The organism is Clostridium sp. MB05, from assembly GCF_046581255.1.
Lineage (GTDB): Bacteria > Bacillota > Clostridia > Clostridiales > Clostridiaceae > Clostridium.
This window is the reverse complement of sequence record NZ_CP174370.1, coordinates 2,606,984-2,618,528: the sequence shown is the minus strand read 5'-3', so window position 1 is coordinate 2,618,528 and position 11,545 is coordinate 2,606,984. Positions and strand designations below refer to the sequence as shown.

Annotated in this window: 16 protein-coding genes and 2 pseudogenes; 14 read left to right on the top strand and 4 right to left on the bottom strand. The window is 27.3% G+C overall.

The features are described 5' to 3' along the window. Positions 1-210: 210 nt before the first annotated feature. The 7 genes from ACH36K_RS12220 to ACH36K_RS12190 all read left to right on the top strand — a co-directional run bounded on the left by ACH36K_RS12220 (position 211) and on the right by ACH36K_RS12190 (position 5,035). Positions 211-1,020 carry a DUF2935 domain-containing protein gene (locus tag ACH36K_RS12220; RefSeq protein ID WP_411167897.1) on the top strand — a complete coding sequence of 270 codons (810 nt, stop codon included), beginning with the start codon at positions 211-213 and terminating at the stop codon, positions 1,018-1,020. A gap of 268 nt (positions 1,021-1,288) precedes the next feature. Next, entirely contained in the window at positions 1,289-2,302 is a 1,014-nt protein-coding gene (locus ACH36K_RS12215; RefSeq protein WP_411167896.1) for an alpha/beta hydrolase, read from the top strand. Positions 2,303-2,632: 330 nt separating this feature from the next. Further along, positions 2,633-3,304: a manganese catalase family protein gene (locus ACH36K_RS12210; protein WP_411167895.1), complete on the top strand. Its 672-nt coding sequence runs from the start codon at positions 2,633-2,635 to the stop codon at positions 3,302-3,304. Positions 3,305-3,324: 20 nt separating this feature from the next. Then, positions 3,325-3,876, top strand: a complete 552-nt coding sequence (locus tag ACH36K_RS12205) for a spore coat protein (RefSeq protein WP_411167894.1) — start codon at positions 3,325-3,327, stop codon at positions 3,874-3,876. Between the two features lie 239 nt (positions 3,877-4,115). Continuing rightward, positions 4,116-4,313, top strand: a complete 198-nt coding sequence (locus tag ACH36K_RS12200) for a hypothetical protein (protein ID WP_411167893.1) — start codon at positions 4,116-4,118, stop codon at positions 4,311-4,313. A gap of 21 nt (positions 4,314-4,334) precedes the next feature. Further along, the gene (locus ACH36K_RS12195) at positions 4,335-4,637 is read left to right on the top strand and encodes a spore coat protein (RefSeq protein WP_411167892.1); all 303 of its coding nucleotides are present in this window, start codon (positions 4,335-4,337) and stop codon (positions 4,635-4,637) included. A 197-nt stretch (positions 4,638-4,834) separates the two neighbouring features. Beyond that, positions 4,835-5,035 (top strand): small, acid-soluble spore protein, alpha/beta type, encoded by a 201-nt coding sequence (locus ACH36K_RS12190; protein WP_411167891.1) that lies wholly within the window; start codon positions 4,835-4,837, stop codon positions 5,033-5,035. Between the two features lie 603 nt (positions 5,036-5,638). Here the strand turns inward: ACH36K_RS12190 and ACH36K_RS12185 are convergent. Next, the gene (locus ACH36K_RS12185; RefSeq protein WP_411167890.1) at positions 5,639-5,773 is read right to left on the bottom strand and encodes a hypothetical protein; all 135 of its coding nucleotides are present in this window, start codon (positions 5,771-5,773) and stop codon (positions 5,639-5,641) included. 13 nt (positions 5,774-5,786) lie between these two features. Further along, positions 5,787-6,182 carry a helix-turn-helix domain-containing protein gene (locus tag ACH36K_RS12180; protein ID WP_411170695.1) on the bottom strand — a complete coding sequence of 132 codons (396 nt, stop codon included), beginning with the start codon at positions 6,180-6,182 and terminating at the stop codon, positions 5,787-5,789. A 27-nt stretch (positions 6,183-6,209) separates the two neighbouring features. Between ACH36K_RS12180 and ACH36K_RS12175 the strand changes: the two are divergent. The 5 genes and pseudogenes from ACH36K_RS12175 to ACH36K_RS12155 form a co-directional block, all read left to right on the top strand. Further along, a pseudogene (locus ACH36K_RS12175) lies at positions 6,210-6,494 on the top strand (FAD-dependent oxidoreductase); the annotation flags it as partial. A gap of 53 nt (positions 6,495-6,547) precedes the next feature. Further along, complete coding sequence (locus ACH36K_RS12170; protein ID WP_411167889.1) at positions 6,548-6,727, top strand: hypothetical protein; 180 nt, start codon at positions 6,548-6,550, stop codon at positions 6,725-6,727. A gap of 479 nt (positions 6,728-7,206) precedes the next feature. Further along, entirely contained in the window at positions 7,207-8,001 is a 795-nt protein-coding gene (locus ACH36K_RS12165) for a hypothetical protein (protein ID WP_411167888.1), read from the top strand. 78 nt (positions 8,002-8,079) lie between these two features. Then, positions 8,080-8,238: a hypothetical protein gene (locus ACH36K_RS12160; protein WP_411167887.1), complete on the top strand. Its 159-nt coding sequence runs from the start codon at positions 8,080-8,082 to the stop codon at positions 8,236-8,238. 12 nt (positions 8,239-8,250) lie between these two features. Further along, complete coding sequence (locus tag ACH36K_RS12155) at positions 8,251-8,391, top strand: hypothetical protein (RefSeq protein WP_322459272.1); 141 nt, start codon at positions 8,251-8,253, stop codon at positions 8,389-8,391. An 81-nt stretch (positions 8,392-8,472) separates the two neighbouring features. Here ACH36K_RS12155 and ACH36K_RS12150 read toward each other — a convergent pair whose 3' ends face one another. After that, a complete protein-coding gene (locus ACH36K_RS12150) occupies positions 8,473-9,555 on the bottom strand; it encodes a dihydrodipicolinate reductase (RefSeq protein WP_411167886.1) in 1,083 nt (360 codons plus the stop codon). 215 nt (positions 9,556-9,770) lie between these two features. On the opposite strand from ACH36K_RS12150, the gene ACH36K_RS12145 reads away from it, so the two are divergent. Next, positions 9,771-10,619 carry a MerR family DNA-binding transcriptional regulator gene (locus ACH36K_RS12145; RefSeq protein WP_411167885.1) on the top strand — a complete coding sequence of 283 codons (849 nt, stop codon included), beginning with the start codon at positions 9,771-9,773 and terminating at the stop codon, positions 10,617-10,619. Positions 10,620-10,929: 310 nt separating this feature from the next. On the opposite strand, the pseudogene ACH36K_RS12140 reads toward ACH36K_RS12145, so the two are convergent. Next, positions 10,930-11,214, bottom strand: a pseudogene (locus ACH36K_RS12140) (IS110 family transposase); the annotation flags it as partial. On the opposite strand from ACH36K_RS12140, the gene ACH36K_RS12135 reads away from it, so the two are divergent. Continuing rightward, positions 11,215-11,343 (top strand): hypothetical protein, encoded by a 129-nt coding sequence (locus ACH36K_RS12135; RefSeq protein WP_411167884.1) that lies wholly within the window; start codon positions 11,215-11,217, stop codon positions 11,341-11,343. It abuts the pseudogene before it with no gap. Positions 11,344-11,545 lie beyond the last annotated feature (202 nt).

Genomic DNA, 11,545 nt, shown 5'->3' with positions numbered 1-11,545 from the left:
TATGATATTAATACTAAAGATATAAAGTGATTATTTTAAGTATTATACAAGAAAGGAAGAGCTTAAACTTTATTATAAAACATTCTTGTTTGTAATTATATCACCTATAATCTGATTATTTACATTTTTAAAAGAGTAAATAAATTTGTAACAGTTTTATATAAATATCATAATGTAGTTAAGTGAAGAAATGTTTTGTGGAGGAATATTTTGAAAACTTGGGATCATAAAAATGAAGCATTATTTGAACACCGCTTTTGGTTGCAGATACTTGGAGACCATTCTAGATTTATATTAGGGGCATTGGCAGAGGAAGAAAATCGGAATATACAGAGAGCGAAGAACTTTATACATTTATTTGATAAACTTTTAGAACAATCTAGAATGGAATTAGGAGAAATAGCGATTGCAGGTCTAAATAATTCAGCCTATAATTCAGCCTGTGAAATCCGCAATTTTAAACTTGATATTCTTGAGGAACAACTAGTTGGTAAGATAAATATAAATATTCCACCAACATTTATAAATCATATGGTCAATGAAGTAGAAGAATATATACTTATTTTGAGTTGCTTAATTAATAAAGAACCGAGTTTAGCACATCCTATACATTATCATATGTTATGGTTACTTGATGGATCTGGACATGCTGCATCAATTTCAAGTTCGCTTGATATGTCTGAAAAAGATTTAATAAAACTTAGTATGAAATATAATAAAAAGTTTGATGTATTATATGAAAAGGCAAATGAAATGAAAGGATATATGAGAACTGGACTAAATCAGTTCCCATCATTAAATAAATTAAATCAAGATGCAGATGAAGAAATGTTGTGTTTTAAAAAATTCTTAAAGGAATTAGAAAAATTAGTTATAGAAAAGAAGGTCTTAGGAACTTTGCAACCTCTTATGACCGATCATATGTACAGAGAAGAATGCTATTATTTAACAGAGTTATCTATGGTTTCAGAAATTAAGAGATCAGAGTGTAATCCTGGTGAACCAAGAGTTGAAGACTAGGATTCTGCAGATATGCTTTTACTTTATAATTGAATAAAGAAGTAACTCAATATGAATTTTTAGCCAACAGACTAAAATGAGTTTAGAAAAATTCAATACATTATAATATATGTAATTAATACAAAAATAATGCTAATGCGATTTCATGCTGAATAAACCACTTTAACTGTAAATCATATAAGTATAGTAAATAAATTCATTGCTACAGACAAATAATATTATTAAAAGTTGTTAATAATAAACAAAATAGTATTAGATGGAGGAGCAAATGAAAAAAAAGAAATCAAAGAAAATAATTTTAATAATTTGCATAATATTAAGTGTAGTAATATTAATATCGGTAGCAATGGTAAGTATAAGTTCTAAAGTAACAGCTTTAGTTACAAAGCAAATGTTTGAGAAACAAATTTTAACTAAACCTATAAATTATGATGAATACATTGAAAAAGTTAAAAGTTTTAAAGATTTGTCTTATGAATCTAAATATAAAAATAATAATTATGATGTGTATATGCCAAAAGATATAAATGAGAAATTATATCCGGCAATTATATGGATTCATGGAGGAGCTTATGTTGAAGGAGATAAAAAATACACTGAGACTTTTTCAACTATGCTGGCTAGCTATGGTTTTATAGTTTTATCTATAAATTATGAATTAGTACCAGAAGCGAAATATCCAACACCAATAAAGCAAGTTGAAGAATTTTATAATCATATAATTAATGTTAAATCGGAATATTCAATCGATGAAACCAAATTATTTTTTGCAGGTGATTCAGCAGGGGCACAAATAGCAAGTCAATTTATTGCTGTTCAAACAAATAAAGAATTAGCAAAAAATATGGAAATTCAACAGACAGTTCCGTTGAATTCAATAAAAGGGACTCTTTTATATTGTGGTCCATATGATGTTAATTTATTGGGTAACTCAGAAGGAAATTACTTATTTAAATTTTTATTAAACCAATCAACATGGAATTACATAGGTGGAAGAAATCTTAAAAATAGTCAAGAAGCAAGAGAGTTTTCAGTTGTAGATAATATAACAGAAGATTTTCCACCTAGCTTTATAACAGATGGAAATACAAATTCTTTTGAAAATCATGCTAAGGAATTAATTAAAACATTAAAAGAGAAAAATGTTGAAGTAGAAGAACTACTTTTCTCTAAAGATCAATATATAACAGAGCATGATTATCAATTTATTTTAAATACTGAAGCTGCTAATATAGCTTTTAATAATACAATAAATTTTTTAAAACAACATATTAATGATTAAATAGTATATTAATTATAATAAAAAACTAGTATAAATTATCTTGTTACTAGTTTTTTATTTTTTTTCTAAAATTATATAAATAAATTTATTATTAATACTGAATTGTTAAAAATAAATATAATGATTGTAGTTTTATATTAATCAATTATAAAGAAATAAACAAATTAGAGTATGAGTATTTTTTATGAATAAGAATCAATTAATAATTTTAGGTACTATTTACAATAAAGAATTTAACAGAAGAATTAAATGAATTTTCCTATTTACTAGAATAATAACTTAATTAAAGGGAATTATAATTTTGAAATAAAAAATTATGGAGGGATCCAGATGTTTGAACATAAAAAACAATTATTACATGAAGTTAAAGTTGAAAAACCTAATCCTCAATATGCTGTACTAATGCAAGAACAATTAGGTGGAGCAAATGGAGAGTTAAAAGCAGCAATGCAATATATTTCTCAAAGCTTTAGAATAAAGGACCAGGAAATAAAAGATTTATTTCTTGATATTGCAGCAGAGGAACTTAGCCATATGGAAATGGTGGCAACAACAATTAACTTATTAAATGGTCATGATGTAGACTATAAAGCAGTACAATCTGGAGAAATTCAAGGTCATGTACTAGGTGGATTATCACCATTATTAATGAATTCATCAGGATATTCATGGACATCAGACTATGTATCTTGTACAGGAGATTTAGTTGCTGATTTACTTTCAAATATAGCATCTGAGCAAAGAGCTAAAGTTGTATATGAATATTTATACCGTCAAATCGAAGATAAAGAAGTAAGGGCAACAATAGACTTTCTATTAAATAGAGAAGAAGCCCATAATGCTTTATTTAGAGAAGCACTAAATAAGGTTCAACAAACTGGTTCAAATAAAGATTTTGGAGTTACAGAAGATTCTAAACTTTATTTTGATTTATCAACTCCAGGGCCAGAACATAAAGCACCAGATCCAACAGCTCCATCTTTTAATAATCCAAGAAAATAAAAAACAAAGGAGAAATTACTATGCAATTAGCAACAAATGAATTAAATCAATTAAGCGAATTAATAATGAGTTGTGTTAATTCAATAACTTGTATGGGGTTATTTAAAAATATGGCTCAAGATCCAGAACTTAAAAATATCTTAGAAACTCACTTACCAATACATATTCAAGATTATAATATAAAGGTAGAATATGTTAAAAATGCAACTGTACCAACCCAAAAATTAAATATACCAGCGTTAAATAAAACTTTACAAGATTTCACTAAGTCTCCAGCAGCTAATATAGAACCAACTACTCCAAACACAAATGCAACTACTTTAAATGATAGAGAAATTGCAACGTCATATCTTTTAACATTAAAAAGAGCTGGAAGAGAGTATGCATGGAGTGCAATGGAAGCAAGCAATCCTGATTTAAGAGAATTTTTAAAGGATGCATTTACTATGAGTTGTAATCATTCTTATGATGTATGGCAGTGGATGGTTAAAAAAGGATATTATCCATTATGCCCAGCACCACAAGAAGAAATGACTAAGATAGGTAATATTTATAACGAAGTTACTCAATAATAATACTTTCTAGGAAGACATATAACCATATAATCATGCAGAAGTTAATATGCAAATAAACAGTATATAAATTTTTATAATTTAAATAAGGTATAAAATAATACATGTAAGTTATGGCACTTAGTGAAACTAAATGCTTTTATATGACATATAAAGTTATATTTGAAAACATTAACATGATTATTATATAGTTAAAATACGTATAATATAAAGGTAAGAATATAATAGGTGGTGATCAAATGAGAAAACTTTCAGAAACTGAAAATCTATCTTTAGCAGCTGTACTAAAGATGGAGAATGATGGATTAATAATGCAAAAAGCAATAAGTTCTTTAATATCAGATGAAGATTTAAAAAGGCAATCAGAAGCTAGCATATTAGCAGCAGAAGGAAGGATTAAAGGGATACAAAAATTTATAGAAGAGAATAATATATAAGTGTCTAAGGAGGGCTAATATATGAAAAACATGATTGGAAACATGATTAAAAACAATGTTGATATAAATGATGAAATTATAGCATTAAGTATGCTTTCTTCTGGGAAAGAAGCATCAGACATGTATCTTAATTCTGCATTAACAAGTAGTACTCCAGAATTAAGAACTATGTATTCAGCATCATTGGGACAAATGGTTGAAGGACATACAGCACTTACAGAGTTAAGTGTTAATAAGGGATGGATTAAACCATATAGTACATCTAATGAACAGCTAACATATTCTTATAATGATTCAAAAACTGTTATTAATGAAAAAAAATAAAAATTTATAATTGTAATTTAATAAGAACTCTAGAAATAGGGTTATTTTATTTTAGCTTACTTAGAAATTGGATAGCCCAAAATTATCCAGTAAAAGATTAAAATCCTAGTTTTGGTAGTCTTTCCATAGACTATTATTTTTTAGATTGGTTAAGATACTATTGTAAAAGAAAATAATGCATAAAGGAGATGGATGATATGGCTTCAAATAGTAACAGAAATTTAGTACCAGAAGCAAAAAATGGTTTAAGCAGATTAAAGAATGAAGTTGCATCAGAAGTTGGATTACACAACTATGAAAATGCAGATAAAGGAAACCTTACTTCAAGAGAAAATGGAAGTGTTGGTGGAGAAATGGTTAGAAGAATGGTAGAACAATACGAAAACCAAATTAAATAGTAAATTAACATGCATTAAGTTAAATGCATTAAATTTAACTTAATGCATTTATATGTCATTTAAATCACTATTAAAGAACTAGCTACTATATTATTTTTAAATAATTTGCCATAATATTGCTTTAAAATAAACTAATCGAAATTTATTAAGAAATACTTGTAATTATAAATATTATATATTTTTATAAAGAATTAAAATAATAACTGACTTTAAGAGTTAATTTATTATATGAATAAAACTATATTGATTAATATATAATAGCATTAAAAAGAGTAGTAACTATATGAGCTATCGATTATATACTATATAAAGAAATAAACTAATAACAAGTATCTAAAGGATTAATGATTATAAAGTCATTAGTCCTTTTATTATAGTTGTAGAATAAAGAAACAAGCGGAGGGTAACTTCTAGAAATAGAAAAATACTTAAGAGATCAGTTACACGTTAAAGAAACATATAAAAATAATGCTCATGCGATTTATAGTATGTTAAAGATGCCGAATTTAACATATAATCACATAAGCACTATTAGAAACTTCATATACAAATAGTATTAGCTTAATTTTATTTTATTATTCAGAGTAAAGAGAAATCTTTGCTCTATTTTTCTTTATCATTTTCTTCTTTTGGAAATATTTCTTCATTGTCTTTATATTTGTCATGTAATTCTAAGAGAATATCTGTTACAAGTTTTGTAGCCTCCTCTATTTCTTCGCAAATTAAGTTATAATACATTATAGTTTCCTCCTTATAATAAATCTTTTAGTTTTTCATATTTATCATGTGGTATCTGATATTTGTTATCTCGATATCGGTCTATTGTACTTCTATGACATTGTAGCGGTTCACATATTCTAGTTATGCCATATTTATAAATAAGTTCTTTTATATTATTACCTTGATTTAATATATAGGATAGGTAATAATCCAATATAATATTTGAATCTAATACTGATAGTAACTTTTTTAAAGTATTTATATTAATAGTATCTCTATATCCAGCTTCTAATTTATTAATAGAAGCTTCACTTAAGCCAGTTTTTCTAGCTAAATCTTTTTGATTTATCCCATATATTAATTTTGCTTTTCTTAATCTTTCAGATAAAGTTGTTTCAGGTAAATCATTGTAAAGTAGTAAATTCAGTTTTGTTACAGTTTGGACAATTATGGTGAAGCAATATGCACAGGTAGTTTAGCAGGACATAATGCTGTAAGGCTTGCAATGGGAATACCTTTATTAATTTTACCAGGTTCTATAGCAATAGGAGATATAATATCTTTTGCAAATGAGAAAGCAGGAATAAGAGAAGGCAGAAAAAATATATATACCTTTGCTGGAGCTGAGTATTTTAAGAGAATGAAGGAAATTGGATTGTATACCATTGATAAAGAAGAAATTAAAGACAGAATTAAAAAAGTTAATTTAGATGGAGTATTTAGTCAAAGATTAATATAAAGAGTTATTAAGATAAAATATAAAAAATATCTAGGAAGGACATCTGTAAAAAGGTGTCCTTTAAAACAGAGTATATTCAATACGGTTCTGATATTAACTTTACTCAAGTAGTAATGGTAGCTAGTGGGGAGATAGATAATCCATTATTAAATGCAGTGCATATATTGTTGGATGGACCATCATCACCTAAAGATGTAGTTAGTATGAAAGAAAAAATGAAATATTCACCATAGTAGCAAAAACTACTATGGTGGAGCCTACTTATTATGAGTTGAAAGAAATAGGATTGGAGCTTACAGATTTACAATTAGTTGAGATATTTAATTTTACTTAAAACGAGGTGCAATCCTTAATATAATTTCGTACAAAGCAGCAAGATACTAAGAATAAGTGAGAAGTATAAACAAAGGCCAAGTGAGATCATGGGGATATCAAATACTCACTTGGATTTTTGTTTTGATGAAGCATGTGAATATATTTTATCTATGAAAACTTTTAAAGAAGTTGAAAAGGGTGGCAATGTATATAAATAGGAAAGTTAGATTAAAGGACCTCATTGGAATGATATAGAAAAAGAAAAAATAAAGCAAATAAATAATAGTGAATTGGTAAAAGAGATGAAAAAAATCTTGGAAATATAACTAAATCATATAGTTAGATTCCTAACATTAAATGGATAATTATGGTATATTTTATGAAGGGAGGAGATTATATGAGGAGAGTATTAATATTTAGTCTGTTATTATTTAGTCTGTTATTCTATGGATGTGATAAGGAAGAAATCAAAAAGTTACCCATGGAGGAATCTATAAAAAAAGTTTATGAACAATATAATCCAGAGGAAAAGTATGATGTTGGTGATAAGGTAGAAGTAAAAGGTAAAATTAAGGAGATTAAAACTAATAATAATTCTACTTATTTTTACGAAATTGAGAGTTCTATTTACGGGTATGATGTTATTGTGCAGTTAAAAAATAATATAATAACTGAAGATGCTGAAATTGGAGACTATATTACTTTAAATTGTATGATAGATTCATTTAATAATTCAACATTTCCTGATGCAGAGGCAATAGTATATTATGAGAATACAAGTCAATCTAAATCTAATGAGCCAAAACCGAGTGAAGTTATTGTACAGGAAAAGTTAACTCTAGAAGAAAGTAAAGAAGAGTTAGCAAATATTAAAGATAGTATAACAAATGGAGAAGGTAAGGTTGAGTATATATCTGGTAGAATAGAAAGTGAATTAATACCGATAACTATAAAGATGAATGATGGTAAAGGAGAAATTAAAGATATTACAATAGATGTTTATGAAATGAAATTTGTTACAAGAAACAATACATCTCATAGGGTGTATATTAGTATTGAGAATATAGGTAGCAAACATACTTATCAAAAAGGAGATAGCATCTATTATGATATTAAAAAAGATAGTATTCTAAATCAAGCTTGGTATATTGGTGAGAATAAGGAAGTATTGTACTTAATTTTAATTGAATAAATAAATCAAAAAAGAATTCTTGATATTGAAGAGTTCTTTTTTTATATCTCAAATTAAGAAAAAAGGGGGGAATATATTATGGAGACTACAATGATAGTTGATACTATTTGGGTATTTCTTTCAGGTATTTTAATACTTTTTATGAATTTAGGTTTTGCAGCTGTTGAAGCAGGGTTTGCAAGATCAAAGAATACAGTTAATATTTTATTAAAAAACTTTATTGTATTTGTAGTTTGATCATTAGGATTTATGCTGCTTGGATGGGGATTTATGTTTGGTGGAGAGAATCCTTTTATAGGAACTCAAAATCTATTTATTTTAGGTAATTCTGATTTATCTTTTTATAATGAAACATTAACATCATTATCTACTATTACAAAAATTAATTAAAAAGGATATTAATAAAAAAAATCCCTATAAAAAGGGATTTTCTATTAATATGTTTTTAATATAAGAAATTTAATATTCTAATTATTTGCTTTTAACATATTCATGCATTGGTTTAACAAGGTAATGATTTACAGGAAGCTTTTCAGTAGTGATATATCCAGCTTCAGCATCAATTAACATAGGAATTCTATTAACAAGAGTAGCACATGTTAATTCTACTGTTGCAGGTCTATCAACTTTAATTGATGTTTCAGGTTCGCCTTCAAATGTCCAATCATTTTTATCAAAATCATCAGGACCATAAACATAACCTTGACATTGAGTTTCTAAAGTTATTCCTTCTTCAGTTTCAGTTGTAACAATGGCTGACATTCCAGTTGCATCTCCAGCTTTAACAGTCATATCTAATGTTGAAGAATACAAATCTTCTCTATGTGTCATAGGAATACATTTTTGAGTTTGTGATTTTATAGTTAATCCTAACTGACTACATAACCATCCATTTTGGTTCCACATATAAGAAGGAACAACTTTACCGTTCTTAATTGCTTGTGCAGTTTCCTCATGATTTAATCCATTATAGTTACCAATTTCTTTTTTAAATTTTTCAATAGAAAGACCAGCTCCATGACCTTCTGCAAGAGCAATTCCGTAATCTTCTACATTATAGCTGCTAACGCCTCTTATTTTAGTAATTTTATGCATTGACCCTGCTAAAGTTGTAATTAAACTTCCCCAATACATATCAGGATATCCACTTCCACATAATGTACAACCGTTTTTCTTTGCAAGTTCATCTAATTCTTTTGTAATATCATAAGATGAGTTCCAAGGATACAAGGCTTCTTCGCAAGTACTGATAGCATTTACACCATTTTCAGCACAAACTGTAAATGCAGGTTTTAAATCTTCCATAGTTGATCTTGTAGCGATAATGCAAACATCAGGTTGAGTTTCCTTTAACAATTTATCAGCTTCTTCAGCGCTGTTTACCTTTACACCGAGTGGCTCCATATCTAATAGCTCACCAATATCTTTTCCAATTACTTCTGGATTTAAATCTAAGGCACCAACAAGCTCTCCACCATGTTCTAATACATACCTCATAAGATATAAACTCATTTTTCCACAGCCATATTGAACTACTTTCACTTTATTTTCCATTAAAATTCCCTCCTAATATTAAAAAAATGAATTTTCTGATTTCATTATAAAGCTTATAGTAAGTATAAAGTCAAATAAATTGTTAAATTTTTTACATTCTAGGAATTAACATATGTGTAAGAGTTAATAAGCTTGATGATTTAAATCTTTATGTTTTATAATATAAGTATATTAATTTGGAAAGATTATACTATAGTATAAGGTAGGGCATATATATGAGTGAGAATTATTTAACAATAGGACAAATGGCAGAATTAAACCATGTATCAACTCAAACACTACGTCTTTATGATAAAAAAGGATTGCTAAAGCCAGAGTATCAAGACCCACAAAACGGCTATCGCTATTATCATATAGCTCAAAGCGATGAATTAGACTTAATTCATACCATGAAAATATGTGGAATGACCTTAGAACAAATTCATAAACAGCTTACCCAATCATCTCAAGAAGATCTTTACAAATCTCTTATGGAGCAAGATAAAAAGCTAAGCGAAGAAATTAAGCAGCTTACAAGAAGTTTATGTACTATAAGGCGGTTTACATCAAATCTAAGTCGTCTAAATTCTATTCCGCCTATAGGAAAGATAGTATATGAGTATTTACCTGAAAGAAGAATAGATACCTTTACTTCAGATATTGATTTTTTTGAAAAGGGATATTCAGGGTATGAGAAAATGCTAAGAGAATTTAAAAGCTATATGATTAAAAATGGATTACCACTTTCATACTTCTTTAATGCAGGAACACTTATTGAAAAAGATGATTTTATAAGACAAAAATTAAAATCAAACAAAGTATTTATATTTGTAGATGACGATTATCCTATAAGCAAATCTCAGCGTGTTTTACCTGAAAATATGTACATAACAATTTATGCAGATGATACAATACAAGAATATCAGTATGCAAAACAAATATACTCTGAAATTGAAAAATCGGGGTATGAAATAGCCGGAGAATATCTTTGTGAAGTTATTTTATATACTCCGTATAATAAAAAACGAAATAAATCCATTAAATACAAAATACAAGTCCCAATTACACACAAAAATAGAGATTAGGAAAAGGATTTAATATAGGAGTAATTAGATGAGGTTTTAAAAATAGATCTTAAAAATAGACTATTAGCTAAGTAGGCAATAAAAATAAAATTAAAAAGTTAAATATTGACAAGTAATATTTGGTATGATATTATAACGATATTAAAAAAAGAGAGCAGAGACGTTCTTAAAAAGAACGTCTCTGCTCTCTTTTTATTTAGAAAAGACCAGCTAATAATAGTCAAGTAAAATTTTAAAAAATATTTTTAATAAAAAAGAGCATGACAAATAAATCATTTCGAAACACGAATGATTACAAAATATGGATACATTAAGCTACGTTATTTATAGATTTATTTTCTAAATACATCTGCTTATGAAGTCTAGGATCTCTTACCTCAAACTGTGTTTGATTTCGGAGAACTGCAAAAATATAGTTTATGATTTTACGTATTATCGCTACCAATGCGACTTTAGGTTTTTTACCATTAAGATTAATTTGGTAATAATCTAATAAAACTTTATTAATAGGAACTCCGTTACGGTTTGTTCTTATGCAGGCTAATGCATCGGCATATAATGCTCTGCGACCTATTCTAGTTTCACGTTTTGAAATATGATGACTAAGACATTTACTGTGCCTTTAGTTCGTGCAGGGACAATGCTTACTAAATTTTCTATGGATTTAGAATCAGGATTAGCAAAGAGTAGTACAGTTGCAAATGAAACAGAAGTGGCCATGTGAGATATAGGAAAGGCTGTAACTAACTTAAGTAACGAGACAGGAATAAATAAAAGAACTTAGTTTAGATGGAGTTATTGAAGTTTATAAAAATAGAGAGCATTTATGCTTGAAAACATCAGGCTCGGTTTTAATGCAACCTTCAGACTATATAAAGGTATTATTGGAATATATTTGTAAACAATTCTATTATAATAGTAAAATG